Genomic DNA, 21,346 nt, shown 5'->3' with positions numbered 1-21,346 from the left:
AGTGGATAGAGTAATAACAACTTCAGAAATGGAGAATGATATAGAAATTCAAAGAACTCTCAGACCGAGATGTTTTAAAGAGTATATTGGACAGGTTTCTCTGAAAGAAAAAATGTCGATATCTATAGAAGCTGCCAAAAAAAGAGGAGGATCTATTGATCATATTCTTTTATACGGGCCTCCGGGGTTAGGAAAGACTACTCTTGCAGGGGTTATAGCTACAGAGATGGGGGCAAATTTAAAAATAACTTCAGGACCTGTACTGGAAAGAGCAGGGGACCTTGCAGCTATACTTACTTCTCTTGAAGAGAATGATATACTTTTTATAGATGAGATACATAGACTGAACAACACTGTTGAAGAAATATTGTATCCTGCTATGGAAGATAAAGAGCTTGATATCATCATAGGTAAAGGACCTTCTGCACGTTCTATAAGAATAGAGCTTCCAAGTTTTACTCTCATAGGAGCGACGACAAGAGCAGGACTTTTGAGTTCTCCACTGAGAGATAGATTTGGAGTGACTCACAGAATGGAATACTACAGTGAAGAAGAAATAACAGATATTATCCTTAGAGGAGGAAATATACTGGGAGTAAAAATCGAGCTGGATGGAGCAAAGGAGCTTGCAAGCAGAAGCAGAGGAACTCCAAGAATAGCAAATCGTCTTTTGAAGAGAGTGAGAGATTTTTGTGAAATAAGAGGTAACGGAATTATAGACAGAGATATTTCTTTAAAGGCGCTGGATATACTAGGAATAGATTCAGCAGGGCTGGATGATTTAGATAGAGATATAGTAAATGCCATCATTGATAACTACGGGGGAGGTCCTGTAGGTATAGATACTCTTTCTCTTATGTTAGGAGAAGACAAAAGAACTCTGGAAGAGGTTTATGAACCTTATCTGGTAAAAATCGGTTATCTAAAAAGAACTAACAGAGGAAGAATGGTAACTGAAAAAGCATATGAACATTTTAAAGGTGTTAAGGAGCTGGGAGAAAATGAAGATAAGCACAAAAGTTAGATATGGTCTAAGAGCTTTAGCATACATAGCTGAGAAAAGCGGAGAAGAAAAATTAGTAAGGATAAAAGAGATTGCTGATGATCAGAATATTTCTGTACAATATCTTGAGCAGATTCTTTTTAAATTAAAAAATGAAAATATAATAGAAGGTAAAAGAGGACCTAACGGTGGATACAGATTGGCAAAGGAACCAACTGAAATAACACTGCATCAGTTATATAAAATACTTGACGAAGAGGACAAAGTCATTGATTGCAATGAAAGTGAAGAGCACAAGGCTACATGCAGCGAACAAACTTGTGGTACTACTTGCATATGGAGTAAACTTGACAGTGCTATGACAAAAATATTAAAAGAAACTACTTTAAATGAATTTATAAAAAATAAAGATATGATATAGGAGTTTAGAGTGATAAGTGTTATAATAACAGGTGAGAATATTAGCGGAAGCAGGATTACAGTTAATGAAAAAAGCGATATAAATCATTTGAAAAATGTTTTCAGAATAAAACTAGATGAAGAAATAAGAGCTGTAGATGGCGAAAAAGAGTATTTCTGTAAAGTTGTTTCTATAGATAAAAAAGAGATAATTCTAGAAATAGAACAGATATTTGAAGACAGATATTCTCATAAAGTAAAAATAGATGCCGCATTAGGAATATTAAAAAATGATAAAATGGATCTTGCTATTCAAAAACTCACAGAAATCGGAATTAATAAAATAATACCTCTATCTGTAAAGAGAGGTGTTGCTAAAATAACAGAAAAGAAAGATAAGTGGGATCTTATAGTAAGAGAAGCTTTAAAACAATGCCAGGCAGTTAAAGCTACTGAGATAGATGAAGTGAAAAAACTTGAAGAGATAGAGTTTGAAAAATATGATCTTGTGATTGTTCCTTATGAATGCGAAGAGGAATATACACTTAAAAATTTATTGAGAAACAGAGAAAAACTTCCAGAGAGAGTTCTATATATAATTGGATCAGAAGGGGGATTTGCCCCAGAAGAAATAGAATTTTTGAAAAGTAAAAAAGCAGATATAGTTACTTTAGGAAGAAGGATACTAAGAGCAGAAACAGCCTCTATTGTAGTAGGAGGAATATTAATAAATGAGTTTCAATAAAAGAGTTGCTTTTTATACTTTAGGATGTAAAGTAAATCAGTATGAGACTGAAAGTATAAAGAACCAGTTATTAAAAAAAGAGTATACAGAAACAGCTTTTGAAGAGGAAGCTGATATTTATATAGTTAATTCATGTACTGTTACCAGCGTAGCAGACAGAAAAACAAGAAATATGCTGAGAAGAGCAAAAAAAATAAATCCAGAAGGAATAGTAATAGTTACTGGATGTTATGCTCAAACTAACAGCAAAGAACTTCTGGAGATGGAAGAAATAGATTATGTCATTGGAAACAGTGATAAAAATGCCATAGTTAATTTTATAGAAGATATAGAAAACAGGACTATGGAAAAAGTGAAAAATCACAATATATTTTTAGATAATGAATATACAGAATATGAGTTTGCAACATTGAGAGAGATGTCTAGAGCCTATGTTAAAATTCAAGATGGGTGTAATAATTTCTGTTCTTATTGCAAAATACCTTTTGCAAGAGGAAAAAGCAGGTCAAGGAAGAAATATAATATAATCAAAGAAATAGAAAAATTAGTAGAAGAAGGATTCAAAGAGGTTATTCTTATAGGGATAAATTTAGGAGCTTATGGAGAAGATCTTGATGAAGGAGAAAATTTTGAATCACTTTTAAAATCAATATTAGAAATAAATAAATTGGAAAGAGTAAGAATAGGATCAGTTTATCCTGATAAAATTTCTGATGAATTTATGGATATGTTTAAGAATAAAAAACTTATGCCTCATCTTCATATTTCTTTGCAGTCGTGTGATGATGATGTATTAAAAAGAATGAGAAGAAAATATGGAAGTTCTCTTATTGAAGATAGACTTCTGAAATTAAAAGAAAAAGTAGAGGATATGGAATATACAGCTGATGTAATAGTAGGATTTCCAGGAGAAACTGAAGAAATGTTTCAAAAGTCATATGATCTTATAGAAAAAATAGGGTTTTCAGGAATTCATATATTTCAGTATTCTGATAGAGAAAATACTCTTGCAAGCAGTTTTACAGATAAAATAGATGCCAAAATAAAAAAAGAGAGAGCTGATAGATTAGAAGCTCTTAAAATGAAAATGGCTGAAAAAGAAAGAGAAAAATACATAGGAAAACATTTAAATGTTCTCTTGGAAGAAAGAGAAAATGGATACTTATATGGTTATAGTGAAAACTACCTTAGAGTAAAAGTTAAAGATAACGAAATAAAGCTCAACAGTATTATTAATGTGAAAATAAATTCTTTAGAAAAGGAGATGTTGATAGCTGATGAATAAAGGAATAGGGAAATTAAAACTAATAATATTTGTAGTAGGAATAATAATAGCGTTAGCAGTTTTTTTAGTTATAAATATGAATGATGGAAATAGAGATTTAGATAAAAACAGCAGATATCTTATAATTGGAAAAAGCAACCTTATAGCTGTATATGAGGATAAGCTTGCTGTAAAAATACCTTATGAAATAAACATCAGTAAAGATGAGACTGTGGAAGATCTTGTAAAAGATAAAAATAAAGAAGAGATAATGGCAACAATAAATAAAATTCTTCCTGAAAAGGTTGATAACTATAAAGTAATAAAATTTGGAGATATAAAACTTAATGTAAAAAATGCTAAAAATATCCCTGAAACAAATATAGGGGATAAAAGATATATCCTTACATCAAGTTTATATTCAATGTTTGATACTTTATACACAGACACTAACAGAGCTAATGAAGTAAATGAAAATATAATAGTAGATATATTAAATGCTAATGGAAGAGCAGGTTATGCAAGAAAAACTGGAGAAGTTTTAAAGAAAAATCTTTCAATGAAATATAATGCTGCAAACTATGAGACATTCCTTGAAGAAAGTTATGTAATAATGAATGATATTTCTAAAGAAAAAACACAGGAAGTCTTAATGCAGTTAGATGAAAAATATTTTAAAATTAAAGATGTTCCATCTATCCCGACTCTTGCTAACGTAGTAGTTGTTTTAGGAAAAGAGCAAAACGTAGATTTTACTGTAGAAGTAGTTGGAAATACTGGTACAGCAGATGAAATGGGAAAAGAACTAAAAAAATTGGGATATAAAAATATTAAAAATGTAAAAAATGATTCAAAAGTTGAAAGTTCAGTAATAGAATATAATTCCGAAGATTACTTTATAGCATATAAAATAGCTCAAAAGCTTGATATAAAAGATATGATAGAAAAAGATAGTCTAAAGAACAAAATAATGATATTTGCTAAATAGAGGATGGACTGATGATTTATATATTGTCTTTTTTAGGAATAATAATAGAAGCAAGCTTACCTTTTAACAGCCCTGTATTAATAATAGCGGTTCCATTTTTTACTTATTTAGTAACTTTGAAGAGGATTCGTTCAGTGAGCTGTATATTTTTGATGACTGTAATTCTTTCATTACAGACTCATGATTTTGTAAGATTGTTTTTGATAATGGCAGTATTTTACTATCTGTTTAACTTTATATTTTTAAATTTTGTTTATAGCAAAGAAAATATTCTAAGCATTTCTATAGTGCAGCTTGGAATGTATTTTATAATGGTGTATAAAAATTATAACCTACATTATTTGATATTTAATTTTATTGGGTTTGTAATATTTAATTACTTGTATGTGGCAATTATGCGAAAGAAGAAAAATACTAGAGGATAATGACTATGAAAAATGGAAAAATTCAAATAAAATTAGGGTCAGATAATAGCAAAAGAGATGTGATATTTAAAGTTTTTATTTTGCTTGTATTTTTAGGACTTGGTTCAAGAATGATGTATCTTCAGCTTGTAAGAGGGGATAGATATGCATATCTTTCTGAAAAGAATAGATTTAAATTAAAGAAAATAGAATCTCCAAGAGGAAAAATATATGATAGAGATGGGAGATTAGTAGTAACAAATGGTGCTGGATATAGGCTTGTATATTTAAAAGAGAGGGACAATGATCCTGAAATAGTCAGAGAGATCAGTGAAGTAACTGGATACGATGAAGACTATATAAAGAAAAGAATAAGAAATGGAGAAATATTTCCTTATACCAGAGAGAATGTATTAATAGAAAGTCTTGATGAAGAAACAGCACATAAATTAATGGAAAAGATAGTTGATTATCCATATCTTCAAGTACAGACTTATTCTAAAAGAAGATATCTTTATGATTCAGTAGCTTCTCACAGTATAGGCTATGTAAAAAAAATATCAGAAAAAGAGTATGAGAAATTGAAAGATGAGGGATACTCACCAAGAGATATAGTTGGTAAAGATGGAATAGAAAGAGCTTATGATAAACAGCTTCAAGGTGAAGATGGATATGAATATATAGAAGTAAATGCTTTTAACAAAGTGCAAAGAAGAGTTGCAGAAGAAAAAGATCCAGTGCCTGGAAAAGATCTATATATGACATTGGATATGGAACTTCAAGAATATATGGAAGAGCAATTTAAAGAAGATGGGAGAGTAGGAGCTTTTATAGCTATGGACCCTAAGACTGGGGGAATAATTACTATGGTAAGTTATCCTACATACTCTTTAAATATGTTTAGTTCTCAAATCTTAAATGAGGACTGGCAAAAAATAATAACTGATCCGGGAAGGCCGCTGACTAATAAAGCAATAGCAGGGGAGTATCCTCCAGGATCGGTATTTAAAGTAGTGTCAGCAATGGCATTTCTTGACAGCGGAATTGACCCTAAAGAAAAATATCTAGATAAAACTGGGTATTATGAAATAGGTAAATGGAGATGGAGAGCTTGGAAAGTTGGGGGACACGGATATGTTGATATGAAAAAATCTATTGTTGAGTCAGCCAACCCTTACTACTATAGACTATCTGATCAAGTAGGTCATAAGCCGATAGTAGATACAGCTCGTTTATTTGGAATTAATGAAAAAACAGGAATAGATATTCCTGGAGAAAAAAGAGGACTGCTTCCAGATACTGAATGGAAAAAGAAAGTAATGGGAAGCGGATGGTACAAGGGAGACACAATACTTTTATCAATTGGGCAGGGGTATCTTACAGTAACTCCTCTACAGATAGCTGTTCTTTATGCTACAATTGCAAATAAAGGATATGTGTATTCTCCTCATTTAGTAAAAGAGTTAGTGGATTTTAGCGGAAAGAATGTAACTCCAATAACAGGAGAAAAACATGAAATAACAAAATTTCCTAAAAAATATTATGATGAATTAAATGAAGCTTTGATAGCAACAGTTGCACAGGATAATGGGACAACAAAAATACTTAGAACTCCTGGGATGAAAGTTGCAGCAAAAAGCGGTTCGGCACAGAACCCTCATTCTAAAACTACACATGCATGGGTAGCAGGCTATTTCCCTGCTGACAATCCTGAGATAGTCTTTTCAGTTATACTGGAAGGAGCTGGAGGAGGAGGAGCTATGGGTGGGGCTATGGCTAGAAAATTCATAGATAAATATTTAGAGATAAAAGATAGGGATAATGCTATAAATGGAAATCCAACTAATAATGGAGAGAAAATTAATTAGGTATATTTTAGTGTTATAGTAATTTCGAAGTAGTGGAGGTACAGAAAAAATACTATTAGAATAAGGAGAACAGATGATAAGAAGAAACAAAGATACAGAAAAAGAATATTCAAAAAAGAAAAAAACAGAAACTAGTGGAATAAAGGAAGTAAAAGATATAAAAGAAAAATTAAAAGCGATAAAAGCTGGAATAAAAGAATTAAAAGAAGATAAAGAAGAAAGTAAAGCTGAAGTTAAAGCAGAAAAAACTATTGAAGTAAAAGAGACAAAAGGAACTAAAGAAGAGAAAATGTATGTTATTCCTCTAGGTGGTCTTGAAGAAGTAGGAAAAAATATGACAGTCATCCAATATAGAGATGAAATAATAATAATAGATTCAGGGGTAACTTTCCCAGATGATAATTTGTTGGGAATAGATTTGGTAATACCTGACTTTTCATTTATAGAGAATAATAAAGATAAAGTAAAAGGTCTTTTTATAACTCATGGACATGAAGATCATATAGGATCAATTCCATATCTTTATCAAAAAATAGATAAAAGCGTTCCAATGTTTGGAGGGAAGCTTACATTAGCTCTAGCTAAATCAAAATTCGATAACCCAGGATTTTCAAAAGAACTTCCAAAAATGAAAGAAGTAAAAGGAAGAAGTAAAGTAAAAGTAGGAAAATACTTTACAGTTGAATTTATAAAGGTAACTCACTCTATAACTGATGCTTACTCATTAGCAATATCATCACCAGCAGGAGTAGTATTTCATACAGGAGACTTTAAAATAGATCTTACTCCTGTGGACAGTGAAGGAGTAGACTTTGCAAGACTTTCTCAAATAGGAGAGCAGGGAGTAGACTTAATGCTTTCTGACTCAACAAACTCAGAAGTAGAAGGATTTACACCATCAGAAAGAAGTGTAGGAGAAGCATTTAAGCAGGAATTCTCAAAAGCTAAAGGAAGAATAATTGTGGCAGCTTTTGCATCACATGTTCATAGATTGCAGCAGATAATAAATACAGCAGAAGAGTATGGAAGAAGGATAGCTATTGATGGAAGAAGTTTGGTAAAAGTATTTGAAATAGCTTCTAATCTTGGATATCTTAGAATTCCAGAAGGAATGATGGTAGCATTATCAGAAGTAGATGGCTTGAAAGATAATAAAGTAGTTATCTTATGTACAGGAACACAGGGAGAGCCAATGGCTGCTCTATCTAGAATAGCTAAAAATATGCATAAGCATATAAAAATAAAAGAGGGAGATACAGTAATAATTTCTGCAACTCCAATACCAGGAAATGAGAAAGCTGTTTCTAATAATATAAATAATCTTCTGAAATATGATGCTGAAGTTGTATTTAAGAAAATAGCTGGAATACACGTTTCAGGACATGGAAGCAAAGATGAGCAGAAACTTATGCTTAATCTTATAAAACCAAGATATTTTATGCCGGTACATGGAGAGCATAAAATGCTGAAAGCTCATAAAGATACAGCAATAGAAACAGGAGTGCCAAAAAATAATGTTATAATTGCTCAAAATGGAAGTAAAGTAGAAGTAACAAAATCAGCAGTAAAAATTAAAGGAAAAGTAAACGCTGGTTCTACACTTGTAGACGGATTAGGTGTAGGGGATATAGGAAATATAGTTTTAAAAGACAGACAGCAATTATCACAAGATGGAGTAGTAGTAATAGTTTTTACAACTAGCAAAGAAACTGGTAAAATAATAGCAGGTCCTGATATTGTAACAAGAGGATTTGTATATTCTAAAGAATCTGATGATATAATAAAAGAAGCTATTGAAGCAATAAAAGCTAAATTAAGCAACATAGAAGGTCATTCAACAAAAGACTGGAATACATTCAAAAACACTACTAGAGATATAGCATCAAAATATTTTTATAATAAAACAAAAAGAAATCCGGTAGTACTACCGATAATCATGGAAATATAAAAGGAGAAAAAATATGGCATTAACAAGCAAACAAAGAGCATTTTTAAAGAAGAAGGCTCATGAATTGGATCCTCTAGTAAGAATTGGAAAAGATGGAATAACTGACAGCCTTATTCAAAGTATATTGGAGGCTATAGACTCTAGAGAATTATTGAAAGTAAAAATACTTCAAAATTGTGAAAAAGAAAAAAATGAAGTATTGGAAGAGCTTTCAAAATGCAGTGAATTTGAAGTTGTAGGAATAATTGGAAGAACTATTATATTATTTAGAGAGAATAAAGATAAGCCAACTATTTCATTGGAATTAAAAAGCATTAGATAGAAAATGTATTTAGGAGGGAAGTTATGAGTCCCGGAATAATTTTTAATAATCGAGTATTAGATGTAGTATTTATAGCATGGTTTATAGCTCAATTTTATAAAGTACTGACACCTATATTTAAAAAAAGAAAATTTGATATAACAAGGCTGTGGGATACTGGAGGAATGCCAAGTTCTCACAGTTCTACAGTATCTTGTCTGACTACATGCATAGCAATACGTTATGGTATAAGAAGTGATATTTTTGCAATAACTATTATTTTTTCTGGAATAGTTATGTACGACTCTGCTGGAATAAGAAGAGCAGCTGGAAAACAGGCAGGGATAATAAACTCTCTTGTAGAAAAAATACCATTATTTATTGGAAGAGATCAATATAATAAACATTTTAGTAAGGAAAAAGAAGCAAAATTAAAGGAACTCCTGGGACATACACCTGTTGAGGTAGTAGTGGGATGTGCTCTTGGAATAATAGTTGGATTGATATTTAAAGCATATCTACAAGGGTAAGGAAGGAATATGGAAAATTTGAAAGATGCAAGTGTAGGTGAAATTGAAAAAAGAGCTGAAGAGATAAGAAAAATGTTAATAGAGACCGTAAGCAAAAACGGGGGGCATCTTGGTCCGAATCTAGGAGTAGTAGAACTTACTCTATGTCTACATAAAGTTTTTGATTTTTCCAAAGACAAATTGCTTTTTGATGTAGGACACCAGTCATATGTACATAAAATATTGACAGGGAGAGAGGAAAGATTTTCTACATTGAGGCAGAGAAATGGTATTGGACCATTTATGGATCCTAAAGAAAGTTCTTATGACCCATTTATATCCGGACATGCAGGAACAGCTCTTTCAGCAGCAGCAGGGATAGCATTAGCTGATCCCAGCAAAAAAGTAATAGTAGTTATTGGAGATGCTTCTATCTCTAATGGACATTCTCTGGAGGCTTTGAACAACATTGGCGCTAAACTTAAAAACCTTATCATAATATTAAATGATAATGAGATGTCTATTGGAAAAAATGTGGGATCTCTTTCTAGGTTTTTTGGAAAATTAATGGTAAGTGAAAAATATATGAGTTTTAGAGACGATGTAAAAGCCATTATAAATAAGATAAGAATAGTAAACAGAGTATCTGATACACTTGAAAGAATGGAATTTTCTGTAAAAAATTTCTTTCTTCCATTGAGTATTCTTGAAAGCCTTGGATTAAAGTTTTTGGGAGTCATAGATGGACACAATATAGAAGAATTGACTGATACATTTAATAAAGTAAAAGATATGGAAGGACCAATCTTTATACATATAAAAACTCAAAAAGGAAAAGGTTATTCGTTTGCTGAAAAAGATCAGGAAAAGTTTCATGGAATATCACCTTTTGATATGAAAACAGGTTCTATCCCTTGCAAAACAAAAACTTACTCAAGCATACTAGGGGAAGAAATGGTGAAGCTTGGAGAAGAGGATGAAGATATTTATGCCATTTCAGCTGGAATGGTAAAAGGAACAGGACTTGGGGAATTTTTTGAAAAATTTCCTAAAAGAGGTGTAGATGTAGGAATTGCTGAAGGACATGCTGTAACTTTTGCAGGGGGGCTTGCTTCTATGGGGAAAAAACCATATGTAGCAATTTATTCTACTTTTATGCAGAGAGGATTCAGCCAGCTTATTCACGATATCTCCATTCAAAAACTACCAGTTCGATTCATAATAGATAGGGCAGGTATTGTAGGAGAAGACGGAAAAACTCATAATGGACTTTATGATATTTCTATGTTTACTTCTATACCTAATTATACAGTCATTGCTCCTACTACTTGTGATGAACTTGTAGAGGCTCTGGAAATATCAAAAGATTTTAATGATGGACCTATGATGATAAGAATACCTAGAGAGATATCTTTTTTGTTGGAAAATGATGAAAAGTTTCAGATAGGTAAATGGAAAGAGATAAAAAAAGGGAAAAAATATCTTTTTATAGCAACAGGAAGTATGCTGAAAGAGATTTTAAGTATAGATGAGCAGTTAAAATCAAAAGGAATTGATGGAACAATAGTAAGCGCGGCTTCAATAAAACCTTTTGATGAAAAATACTTATTGGACAATCTGGATAAATATGATAATATTTTTGTTATGGAAGAAGCTTACGAAAAAAATTCATTTGGAAGCAGCATACTAGATTTTATTAATGAAATGGGGAAGAAAAAACTGATAAATAAAATAGCAATAGAAAATGGAATCGTGCCACATGGAAAGCGGGGAGAACTTTTGGAAGAGTTCGGTTTAAAAGGAGAAAATTTAATTAAAAGAATTGAGGAAAAAATAGATGCAGGAAAAAAATAAGAAAGCATTGGAATTCATAGAAAATCTTTTAGAATCAGAAATGGTAAAAGATTTGGAACTTTTTGATGACCAGGGTGTGAAAGTATCAACTCATACCTATGACGTCTTAAAAATATCTATCGATGAACTCAAAAGAGACTATAAAAATTTTTCTGAAGCAAAACAGAGAGTAGATTTTTTTGCAATGACAGTGGGAATAATAATCCATGATCTCAGCAAAGGAAGTATCAGAAAAACTGAGGAAAAATTTTCACATTCACAGATGATGCTTAAAAAACCTGAGTATATAACAAAGGAAGCAGACAGAGTATTAAAAGAGGTAGAAGAGATTATTGGAGCAGAGCTTAATGATGCTATAAGAAAAAATATAATTCATATAGTATTATCTCACCATGGGAAGTGGGGAAAAATACAGCCAAACAGTAAAGAAGCTCATATAGTTCACAGAGCAGATATGTATTCTGCGAAGTATCATAGAATAAATCCTATAGGTGCTGATAAAATACTTGAACTTATGGCTCAGGGAGCTCAGCTTGAAGAGATAGCTGAGAAATTGAATTGTACTCAGGGAGTTGTAAAAGATAGATTAAAGAGAGCTAAACAGGAGCTCAATCTAAAAAATACAAAACAGCTTATAAATTATTATAAGAAAAATAAAAAAATTCCAATTGGAGATAATTTCTTTATCCAAAGGGTAAGAGAAACAGAAAAATTAAAAAGAATGGTAGATAGAAAAGGGTTCAAAAATATAATGCTTGAAAGTCCTCTTCTTCCATATTTTGATGACAATGTTATTTTCAAAAAAAATGAAGATAAATAGACGATATTTTTAGAGGTGGAAAATGAAAGAGAGATTAGACATTCTCTTAGTGAAAAATGGTTTTTTTGAAAGCAAGGAGAAAGCTCAAAGAGCTATAATGGCTGGACTGGTAATAGTAGATGACAAAAAAATAGACAAGAGTGGAACTCTCATAAAGCTGGATAAAGATCCTGTTATAAGAATCAAAGGAGAAATGTCTAAATATGTGAGCAGAGGAGGTTTGAAACTTGAAAAAGCCTTGCAGGTTTTTGAACTTAATTTCACTGGGAAGATAATATTGGATGTAGGAGCTTCAACTGGAGGATTTACAGACTGTTCACTTCAAAATGGAGCTGAATTTGTATATGCGATGGATGTTGGAACTAATCAGCTGGACTGGAAGATTCGAAATGATAAAAGAGTAAAATCAATAGAAAATACTCATATAAAAGATTTAACAGAAAAGGATTTGGAGAATAAGAGAGTAGATTATATAGTAATGGATGTTTCCTTTATATCTATAACAAAGGTATTGGAACATTTGGTAAAGTTCTGTCACCCTGAGACTAAACTCATGGCATTAATCAAGCCTCAATTTGAGACAGACAGAGAATATATAGAAAAAGGTGGAATAGTAAAAGATACTAAGCACCATGCAGAAGCTGTGAAAAAAGTTATTGAAGAGGGAGAAAAGAATGGCTTTTTTATTGAAGGATTAGATTTTTCTCCAATAACAGGAACAAAGGGAAATGTAGAGTATATATCAATATTTGGACTTAAAGTTGAAAACAAAAAAAATATAGATATAGATGGGACCGTGGAAAATGGTAGGAATTTAGGAGGAGCTGTATGAAAAAATTGTTTAAGAACAAGGTAATAGTGCTGTTATTTTCAATGATTATTTTCTCTAATTGTTTTTCAGCAAATGAAGATAAAAGTGGATTTCTTTCAAACATAAGAGAGTTAAAAGAACTTTCTGATATTATGGATATACTTAATGAAAATTATGTAGGTGAAAAGAAAATAGATAAGAAAATCCTCCTTCAAGGTGCAGTAAAAGGAATGTTGGAATCTTTAGATGATCCTCATTCAAATTATTTTACTAAAAGTGAACTGGAAAGTTTCAAAGAAGATTTGAAAGGAACTTATGTAGGTGTTGGAATGGTAGTACAAAAAAGAGTTAATGAACCTCTTACAGTAGTATCTCCTATAGAAGATGGACCAGCTTTTAAAGTTGGAGTGAAACCAAAAGATAAAATAATAGCTATTGATGGTGAAGCTACATATAAACTTACAAGTGAAGAAAGTGTAAAAAAACTTAAAGGTGAACCTAATACAAAAGTAAAAGTAACAGTGTATAGAGAAGCTACAAAAGAAACTAAAGATATAGAAATAGAAAGAGCTGTTGTTGAACTTAAATATGTAAAACATAGAATGCTTGATGATAAAATTGGTTATTTAAGACTTACTCAATTTGGAGAAAATGTATATCCAGATGTGAAAAAAGCTATGGAAGATTTACAGAAGAATAATATGAAAGCTCTTGTGTTTGACTTGAGAAGCAATCCAGGTGGAGCATTGGATCAAGCTATAAAAATATCTTCTATGTTCCTAAAAGAAGGAAGAGTAGTAAGCGTAAAATCTAAAGAGGGAGCTGAACAAGTATCTAACAGAGAGGGTAAATATTATGGAGATTTCCCACTTGTTATCCTTATCAATGGAGGAAGTGCCTCTGCATCTGAGATTGTAGCTGGGGCTATAAAAGATAATAAAAGAGGTATACTGGTAGGAGAAAAATCTTTTGGTAAAGGAAGTGTACAAACTCTTATTCCATTACCAGATGGAGATGGAATGAAACTTACTATTGCTAAATACTATACTCCAAGTGGAATATCTATCCATGGAAAAGGAATAGAGCCAGATGTAGTAGTAGAAGAAAAAGAAGGATATATGCTTTTTGATAGTATGGTAACTAACATAGATGAAGCTGGAACAAAAGAAAATAAAAAAGAGATAATAAAAGAAATTAAAGGTGAAGAAGAAGCAGAAAAATATGCTCAACACAAAGATGTACAATTAGATACAGCAGTAGGAATACTTAAAGGACTTCTTCTGAATAAAGAAAACAGTAAGTAGAAAGGTGAAAAATATGCTTTATATAGTAGCAACTCCAATAGGTAATCTTGAGGATATGACTTTCAGGGCTGTTCGTACTCTAAAAGAGGTAAACTACATCTTTGCTGAGGATACGAGAGTTACAAGAAAGCTTCTGAATCATTATGAAATAGAAAATACAGTATATAGATATGATGAACATACAAAGATGCATCAAATTGCAAATATAATAAATCTATTAAAAGAAGGAAAAGAGATTGCACTGGTAACAGATGCAGGGACACCATGTATATCAGACCCTGGTTATGAGTTGGTAGATGCAGCTCATAATGAGGGAATAAGAGTAGTCCCTATTCCAGGAGCAAGTGCTTTAACAGCAGCAGCTTCAGCAGCAGGAATAACTATGAGAAGATTCTGTTTTGAAGGTTTTCTTCCTAAGAAAAAAGGAAGACAGACACTTTTAAAAGCTCTGGCAGAGGAAGAAAGAACAATAGTAATATATGAATCTCCTTTCAGAATAGAGAAAACTCTGAGAGATATAGAGCAGTTTATGGGAGTAAAAGAAGTAGTAATTATAAGAGAGATTACAAAGATCTATGAAGAAATATTGAGAGGAACAACTACAGAGCTTATAGAAAGACTTGCCAAAAATCCAATAAAAGGTGAGATAGTTCTTCTTATCAAGGGGCAAGAAGATTAATTTAAGGGAGTAGTGTAAATCATGTCAATGACAAAAATAAACTGGTATCCAGGTCATATGAAAAAAACAAAAGACCTGATAAAAGAAAATATGCAGCTGATAGATATCGTTTTAGAAGTGGTAGATGCAAGAATACCTCTGTCTAGTAAAAATCCAGATATCTCAGTTTTTGCTAAAAATAAGAAAAGAGTTATAGTTTTAAATAAATCTGATCTTGTAGAAAAATCAGAAATATTATACTGGAAAAAATATTTTAAAGAAAATAATCTGGCTGATGAAGTTCTTGAAATAAGTGCTGAAACAGGTTTTAATATAAAAGCACTTTATTCTATTATAGATAAAGTATCAGCTGAAAAAAAAGAAAAAATGAAAGCTAAAGGTTTGAGAAAAGTAAATACAAGACTGATGGTAGTAGGTATACCAAATGTTGGGAAATCTAGACTTATTAATAGAATTGTTGGAAAAAGCAGTGCTGGAGTTGGAAATAAGCCAGGCTTCACTAAAGGAAAACAATGGGTAAGAATAAAAGAGGGATTGGAGCTGTTAGATACTCCAGGAATTTTATGGCCTAAATTTGAAAGTGATGAAGTAGGGCAAAATCTGGCAATAACTGGAGCAATCAGAGATGAAATACTTCCTATAGAAGATATTTCTTGTATTTTGATTTCAAAAATGATTAAATATGGATTATGGAATATTCTTAAAGAAAGATATAAACTTTTAGATGAGGATAAAAGTGAGATCATGGGAGAAATTCTTGAAAAGATAGCACTTAGAAATAAAATGTTCAATAAAGGGGAAAGTCTTAATATACAGCAGGCAGCATATACAGTCCTTAGAGATTACAGAAACTGTAGATTGAGCAAATTTGGTTTGGACAAGTAATGGAGGAATAATGGAAAAACTAAATATAGACTTGAATGTTTTAGAGGAAACACTAGTCAATTTTTTGAGGGAAGAAGTAGGAAAAGTAGGGTTTAATAAAGTGGTATTAGGCTTGTCTGGAGGAATAGACTCAGCTCTTGTAGCATTTCTTGCAGCAAAAGCGTTTGGACCTGAAAATGTTTTGGGAATAATGATGCCATATAAAACTTCAAGTAAAGAAAGTGTAGAACATGCTGAGCTTGTAGTAAAAGCTTCTGGAATAAGAAGCAAAAAAATTGAGATAACACCTATGGTAGATGCTTACTTTGCTTTAGATCCAGATATGAATAGTCTTAGAAAAGGAAATAAAATGGCAAGGGAAAGAATGTCTATACTTTTTGATCACTCAGCTAAAGAAAAATCTTTAGTACTGGGAACTTCAAATAAGACAGAAATAATGCTGGGGTACAGTACACAATTTGGAGACTCAGCTTCAGCAGTAAATCCTATTGGAGATTTATACAAGACTCATGTATGGAACTTATCAAAACATATGGGAGTTCCTAGAGAACTTATTGAGAAAAAACCAAGTGCTGATCTTTGGGAAGGGCAAACTGATGAACAGGAACTTGGATTTTCATACAAGATGGCAGATGAAATATTGTACAGACTTATAGATGAAAGAATGACTCCAGAAGAGATAATTCAAGAAGGATTTCTAAAAGATACTGTAGAAAAAATAATTAAAAAAATAAAACTTTCACAATATAAAAGAAAACTACCAACAATAGCTAAGGTATCAAAAAGAACTATGGGAATGGAATTTAGATATCCTAGAGATTGGGGAGTATAGCAAATTATCTTATATACAGAGGGAGTGATTTTATTGCCAAAAAAAGAAGCGCAATTTAGAGAAGAATTAGATGAATTTCAGAAGGAGAAAGAAAGAATCAGAAGTATCGTTGGGCAAATTGGAGGAGCAAATAATTCACAACATAAGATAATAAACCTTTTGTTTGTTGTATTGATAATAGCTCTTCTTATCTTGGGAGTAGTACTTCAAAAGATAACATTGTTTTTAACTTTAGAAGTAGCTGTACTTCTAGGAATATTCAAACTTATATGGATGTTCTATGAAGCACAGAGAGCAAGTCATTTTCAATTTTGGATTTTAAACTCATTGGAATATAGGATCAATGAAGTGGATAGAAGAGTAAAGAAAATAGAAAAACTTTTAACTAAAGATAAAGAAGTTAAAAAAGATGTAGAAGAGAAAGAGACTGAAAGTGTAGAGGAAGAACAACAAAAAGCTGAATAGGGGGGATACGTATGGCAGTATACTGGCTAGCAGGAGCAGTGTTTTTTGCAGTGGTGGAACTTATAGTTCCTGGACTTATTTCTATTTGGTTTGCTTTGGCAGCAGCTATTACCATATTCTTTTCTATGGCAGTAGACAGTGGATTATATCAAGGATATTTCTTTGTAATACTATCAGCTGTACTTCTTGCATCAACTAGAAAATTTTCTAAAAAGATGCTTGAAAGAAAAGATGGTAGTGTAGACCGTATAATTGGAAGTGTTGTTGAAGTAAAAGGAATAGCTCCAAATGGAAACTATGAAATCTATTTTGATGGAAAACATTGGATTGGAAAGTCTGATGAAGAGTTAGAAATTGGAGATAAAGTAAAAATTCTAAGGATAGAGGGAATAAAACTTGTCCTTGAAAAAGTTAAATACAAAAGCAATATTGAATAAGTAAAGAATGAGAGATGAAATAATAGGAATTTATCCTAATATAGCACTCTCATTTTTTTATATAATTAAATTGAATGAACATTTTAATTTGAATTGTATTCTAAAAATAGCCTGGAGATAAGGTTTGATAATTTTAAAATTTTAATGCTAAAAAAGTTTTATATGAATTTAAATAGTACAATTATATTTTTTTAAAAACACTATTTACAAAAAAATAAAAAGGTAGTATAATACATTTATCAACATTAAACATCCTACGTTATACAAAGGATGAAAAAGCAGGGGGATTATATGAAAGTAGCTTTAGTTTATACAAGTACTACACCAGAATTAATAGAATTAGTAGAGGAAGAAGTAGGAAAAGTACTTCCAGAGGGAACAGAAATTTTATCATATCAGGATCCTAGCATATTAGCAGATGTAAGAGCAGCAGGATATGTGACTCCAGCTCCAGCAGCTCGCTTGATAGGGATGTATATGGAAGCGGTAAGCGCAGGGGCAGATGCAGTTTTAAATATTTGTTCTTCAGTAGGAGAGGTAGCAGATTCAGCACAGGACGTTGCTAAGTATACAGGAATTCCAATTGTAAGAATAGATGAAGAAATGTGCAGAGATGCAGTTAGAAACGGAAATAAGATTGTAGTTATGGCAACGCTTTCTACAACACTTGAACCTACAAAAAATACTATAAAGCGTGTAGCGAGAGAAATGAACAAACATGTTGAATTAATAGATTGTCTAGTAGACGGAGCATTCGGTTTAGACCAAGAACAATTTAAAACATTGATGACAGAATATGCAGGTAAAGTAGCTGATGAAGCAGATGTTATACTATTTGCTCAAGGGTCTATGGCATATTGTGAAGACATAATCAGAGAAAAATATGGTAAAATGGTTGCATCAAGTCCTAGATATGGAGCTCCAGCTTTGAGAGATGCATTAATAGCAAAAGGAATGATAAAATAGGGAATAAATAAAAACTAGGAGGAAATAGAAATGTTTAAAGAAAAATTAACAAAGATTTTCTCAATAGCAGCAGCAGGAATAATGCTTTTTTCCTTAATGGGATGTGGAGACAGTTCTCAGGATGGGAAAATAATCATTCGTATGACTCATACACAACAGCCAGAATCTATTAGTGATTTAACAGCAAAAGAGTTTCAAAAATATGTAGATAAAAAATCAGATGGAAGAATTCGTATTGAAATTTATCAAAACTGCGGACTTTCTGGGGGAGATTTAACTAAGGCCATTGAATTAGTTCAGGCAGGAAATATAGATATTCATGCATGTGCACCAGCAAATATTGCAAACTATAATCCAAAATTTTATGCTTTCTGGCTTCCATTTCTATTTGATTCAACAGAGGATCTAGTTAGATTTGTAAACAGTGAAAGAGCTAAAAATGAAATAAATAAATGGTGCAATGATTTGGAAATGACAATGCTAGGAATAAATAATGCAGGATCTAGACAGATTTCAAGTAATAAAGAGATACATTCACCTAAAGATTTAAAAGGAATGAATATTCGTGTTCCAGGGGCAAATGTATTTATAGACTTGTATAGAGATTACTTTAAGGCAAATCCAACAGCTATGGACTTCTCAGAAGTATATACTTCTCTTCAGCAGAAAACTATTGATGGACAGGAAAATCCAATTGCAGTTTTCAACTCATCAAAATTTGCTGAGGTTCAGTCAAATGTATTGTTGTGGGATGGAGTTCGTGACACAAATATTTGGGTAATAAGCAATAAGACATTGGAAAAATTATCACCTGAAGATGCAAAAATTATTCAAGAAAGTGCAGCAGAAGCTCTTCAATGGGGAAATGATTACCTTGCAGCAAATGAATCTTCAATCATAGAAAATCTGGAAAAGAATGGTACAAAGTTTGCAAGATTGACAGATGAAGAGAGACAGGAATTTAAAGAAGCCTGTGCAGGAATTTTTGTTAAGTATGTAGATGTGGTAGGACCAGATGTTATCGATTTGTTCCAGGGCAAATAATAGGAGGAGGATATTGTTATGAGTAAATCACAAGGTTTCTTAAAAGAATTTTGGGATAATTTCGAAGAATATTTATGTTCCATAGCCCTGGTAGTAATGGCAGTGGTAACATTTATGAATGTATTTTCACGTAAAATTACTTGGTTCAATATGTCATTCAGTCAAGAGTTGGTAACAACAATGTTTGTATGGGTATGTTGCCTGGCGGCAGCAAGTGCTTTTAAAACAGACTCTCATATGGGATTTGCCTATATAACAGATAAATTTAGAGGAAACACAAGAGTAGTACATGCCTGGTTCCGTCTGATTATCTGCTGTGCAAACTATGGTATCTGGGTCGTTTGGGGAACAGTTATGGTGTATAGACAATATAAATATGGACTGCTTACTGGAGTTTTAGAGATGCCAAGCTGGCTGATAGGACTGGCAATTCCATTATCAGCAGTATTTTCTATCATCAGAATGATTCAGTATGAGGTAGCTATAAGTAAAGGTCCTGAAGAACAGGCTAAGAGAAAGGGGGAATAAATAGATGGCAGCAGCAATATTATTTATATCATTAGCGGTTTTTATATTTTTAAATATTCCTATCTCTATCTCTTTGGGGCTATCAAGTGCTTTGACTTTGATGGCTACAGGATCGCCATTAGGAGTAATTCCTTCAATGATGCAGGCAACTGTACAGAAATTCTCACTGCTTACAATTCCATTATTTGTACTGGCAGGAGTATTGATGGACAAAGGAGGAATTTCAAAAAGGCTTATTAATCTTGCAGATAGTATGATGGGTCCTATTCATGGAGGTCTTGGGTATGTAGCAGTTATAAGTGCTTTGTTCTTTGCTGCAATATCAGGATCAGGAACAGCTACAGTAGCTGCAATGGGATCAATTTTAATACCAGCAATGGTAAAGCAGGGATATGATAAAGGATTTTCAAGTGCATTATCAGCAATATCGGGGTCATTGGGAACTGTAATTCCACCAAGTATTACATTTATAATCTATGGAATGATTACAGGGGAATCTATAAGTGATCTGTTTCTTTCAGGAATAGTTCCAGGAATAATATTTGCAGCGATGCTTTGTCTGACTGTGTTTATCTATTCTAAAAAGAATGGCTGGAAAGGGGATAAGCCAAAAGCAACTAGACAGGAAATTATGAAGATTTTCTGGGGAACACTGCCAGGATTTTTAAGTCCAGTTATTGTGCTAGGTGGTATCTACTCTGGTTTCTTTACACCAACAGAAGCAGCAGCAGTAGCTGTAATATATAGTTTTATTGTAGGAAAATTCGTATATAAAGAACTAACTTTTGGAGCTTTAAGAGAAACATTATTCAGTACAGCAAAAACTACTGGAATTATTCTGTTGATTATAATGAATGCAGGAATTTTCTCTTGGATATTGACACAACAGGGAATTGCAACTCAATTAACAGAATTGGCAATAGGATTTACAACAAATAAATATGTAATGCTTCTAATAATAAACGTTGTATTCTTAATGGCAGGATGTGTTATGGATAACACAAGTGCACTTTACATAATTGTACCAATAATTCTTCCAATAGCAAGAGCATTAGATATTAATCTAGTTCATTTAGGAGTAATTTTAGTATTGAACTTATCAATTGGACAGGTTACACCTCCAGTAGGACCAAATCTTTATGTCGCGGCTGATATAGGTAAGGTCAAATTTGAAGTAATTTGTCGTAAGATGGTTCCATTGTTAATAATGTCTTTAGTAGCACTTTTAATTATTACATTTGTTCCTTGGCTGACAACATGTTTAATATAATAATTGCACAAAAATTAAGTTT

Annotated in this window: 23 protein-coding genes; all 23 read left to right on the top strand. The window is 32.1% G+C overall.

Annotated features, from left to right (window positions below):
* Nucleotide 1 precedes the first annotated feature (1 nt).
* The 23 genes from ruvB (at nt 2) to C4N20_RS04225 (ending at nt 21,324) form a co-directional block, all read left to right on the top strand.
* Nucleotides 2-1,024: a Holliday junction branch migration DNA helicase RuvB gene (ruvB, locus tag C4N20_RS04335; RefSeq protein WP_005980507.1), complete on the top strand. Its 1,023-nt coding sequence runs from the start codon at nt 2-4 to the stop codon at nt 1,022-1,024.
* Nucleotides 1,002-1,424 (top strand): RrF2 family transcriptional regulator, encoded by a 423-nt coding sequence (locus tag C4N20_RS04330; RefSeq protein WP_005980509.1) that lies wholly within the window; start codon nt 1,002-1,004, stop codon nt 1,422-1,424. Before ruvB ends, C4N20_RS04330 begins: the two co-directional genes overlap by 23 nt.
* A 9-nt stretch (nt 1,425-1,433) precedes the next feature.
* Nucleotides 1,434-2,147, top strand: coding sequence for an RsmE family RNA methyltransferase (locus C4N20_RS04325; protein ID WP_005980511.1), 714 nt, complete (start codon nt 1,434-1,436; stop codon nt 2,145-2,147).
* On the top strand, nt 2,134-3,432 hold the full coding sequence (gene mtaB, locus C4N20_RS04320) for a tRNA (N(6)-L-threonylcarbamoyladenosine(37)-C(2))-methylthiotransferase MtaB (protein WP_005980513.1): 1,299 nt from the start codon (nt 2,134-2,136) through the stop codon (nt 3,430-3,432). The genes C4N20_RS04325 and mtaB overlap by 14 nt, the downstream gene beginning before the upstream one ends.
* On the top strand, nt 3,425-4,399 hold the full coding sequence (locus C4N20_RS04315; protein WP_005980516.1) for a LytR C-terminal domain-containing protein: 975 nt from the start codon (nt 3,425-3,427) through the stop codon (nt 4,397-4,399). The genes mtaB and C4N20_RS04315 overlap by 8 nt, the downstream gene beginning before the upstream one ends.
* Before the next feature lie 11 nt (nt 4,400-4,410).
* Entirely contained in the window at nt 4,411-4,824 is a 414-nt protein-coding gene (locus tag C4N20_RS04310) for a hypothetical protein (protein WP_005980518.1), read from the top strand.
* A gap of 5 nt (nt 4,825-4,829) precedes the next feature.
* Nucleotides 4,830-6,671, top strand: a complete 1,842-nt coding sequence (mrdA, locus tag C4N20_RS04305) for a penicillin-binding protein 2 (RefSeq protein ID WP_005980520.1) — start codon at nt 4,830-4,832, stop codon at nt 6,669-6,671.
* Nucleotides 6,672-6,744: 73 nt separating this feature from the next.
* Entirely contained in the window at nt 6,745-8,619 is a 1,875-nt protein-coding gene (locus tag C4N20_RS04300) for a ribonuclease J (protein ID WP_005980522.1), read from the top strand.
* A 13-nt stretch (nt 8,620-8,632) separates the two neighbouring features.
* Nucleotides 8,633-8,941, top strand: a complete 309-nt coding sequence (gene yhbY / locus C4N20_RS04295; RefSeq protein WP_005980523.1) for a ribosome assembly RNA-binding protein YhbY — start codon at nt 8,633-8,635, stop codon at nt 8,939-8,941.
* 23 nt (nt 8,942-8,964) lie between these two features.
* Nucleotides 8,965-9,450 carry a divergent PAP2 family protein gene (locus C4N20_RS04290; RefSeq protein WP_005980525.1) on the top strand — a complete coding sequence of 162 codons (486 nt, stop codon included), beginning with the start codon at nt 8,965-8,967 and terminating at the stop codon, nt 9,448-9,450.
* Nucleotides 9,451-9,459: 9 nt separating this feature from the next.
* Nucleotides 9,460-11,283 carry a 1-deoxy-D-xylulose-5-phosphate synthase gene (gene dxs / locus C4N20_RS04285; RefSeq protein ID WP_005980527.1) on the top strand — a complete coding sequence of 608 codons (1,824 nt, stop codon included), beginning with the start codon at nt 9,460-9,462 and terminating at the stop codon, nt 11,281-11,283.
* Nucleotides 11,267-12,103, top strand: coding sequence for an HD domain-containing protein (locus tag C4N20_RS04280; protein ID WP_005980529.1), 837 nt, complete (start codon nt 11,267-11,269; stop codon nt 12,101-12,103). The genes dxs and C4N20_RS04280 overlap by 17 nt, the downstream gene beginning before the upstream one ends.
* A gap of 22 nt (nt 12,104-12,125) precedes the next feature.
* Nucleotides 12,126-12,935 (top strand): TlyA family RNA methyltransferase, encoded by an 810-nt coding sequence (locus C4N20_RS04275; protein ID WP_005980531.1) that lies wholly within the window; start codon nt 12,126-12,128, stop codon nt 12,933-12,935.
* Nucleotides 12,932-14,218 carry a S41 family peptidase gene (locus C4N20_RS04270; RefSeq protein ID WP_005980533.1) on the top strand — a complete coding sequence of 429 codons (1,287 nt, stop codon included), beginning with the start codon at nt 12,932-12,934 and terminating at the stop codon, nt 14,216-14,218. The genes C4N20_RS04275 and C4N20_RS04270 overlap by 4 nt, the downstream gene beginning before the upstream one ends.
* Nucleotides 14,219-14,231: 13 nt before the next feature.
* On the top strand, nt 14,232-14,897 hold the full coding sequence (gene rsmI / locus C4N20_RS04265) for a 16S rRNA (cytidine(1402)-2'-O)-methyltransferase (RefSeq protein WP_005980534.1): 666 nt from the start codon (nt 14,232-14,234) through the stop codon (nt 14,895-14,897).
* Nucleotides 14,898-14,918: 21 nt separating this feature from the next.
* A complete protein-coding gene (ylqF, locus tag C4N20_RS04260) occupies nt 14,919-15,782 on the top strand; it encodes a ribosome biogenesis GTPase YlqF (RefSeq protein WP_005980536.1) in 864 nt (287 codons plus the stop codon).
* Between the two features lie 10 nt (nt 15,783-15,792).
* Entirely contained in the window at nt 15,793-16,614 is an 822-nt protein-coding gene (locus C4N20_RS04255) for an NAD+ synthase (protein ID WP_005980538.1), read from the top strand.
* A gap of 33 nt (nt 16,615-16,647) precedes the next feature.
* On the top strand, nt 16,648-17,079 hold the full coding sequence (locus tag C4N20_RS04250; RefSeq protein ID WP_005980541.1) for a hypothetical protein: 432 nt from the start codon (nt 16,648-16,650) through the stop codon (nt 17,077-17,079).
* A gap of 11 nt (nt 17,080-17,090) precedes the next feature.
* The gene (locus tag C4N20_RS04245; protein WP_005980543.1) at nt 17,091-17,516 is read left to right on the top strand and encodes an NfeD family protein; all 426 of its coding nucleotides are present in this window, start codon (nt 17,091-17,093) and stop codon (nt 17,514-17,516) included.
* Between the two features lie 291 nt (nt 17,517-17,807).
* On the top strand, nt 17,808-18,482 hold the full coding sequence (locus C4N20_RS04240) for an aspartate/glutamate racemase family protein (protein WP_005980544.1): 675 nt from the start codon (nt 17,808-17,810) through the stop codon (nt 18,480-18,482).
* 30 nt (nt 18,483-18,512) lie between these two features.
* Entirely contained in the window at nt 18,513-19,526 is a 1,014-nt protein-coding gene (locus tag C4N20_RS04235; RefSeq protein ID WP_005980546.1) for a DctP family TRAP transporter solute-binding subunit, read from the top strand.
* Nucleotides 19,527-19,544: 18 nt separating this feature from the next.
* On the top strand, nt 19,545-20,054 hold the full coding sequence (locus C4N20_RS04230; protein WP_005980548.1) for a TRAP transporter small permease: 510 nt from the start codon (nt 19,545-19,547) through the stop codon (nt 20,052-20,054).
* 4 nt (nt 20,055-20,058) lie between these two features.
* Nucleotides 20,059-21,324, top strand: coding sequence for a TRAP transporter large permease (locus C4N20_RS04225; RefSeq protein ID WP_005980550.1), 1,266 nt, complete (start codon nt 20,059-20,061; stop codon nt 21,322-21,324).
* The last annotated feature ends 22 nt before the right edge of the window (nt 21,325-21,346 follow it).

This window comes from Fusobacterium ulcerans, assembly GCF_003019675.1.
In the GTDB taxonomy this organism is placed as follows: Bacteria; Fusobacteriota; Fusobacteriia; order Fusobacteriales; family Fusobacteriaceae; genus Fusobacterium_A; species Fusobacterium_A ulcerans.
This window is presented reverse-complemented; position numbering and strand designations above follow the sequence as displayed.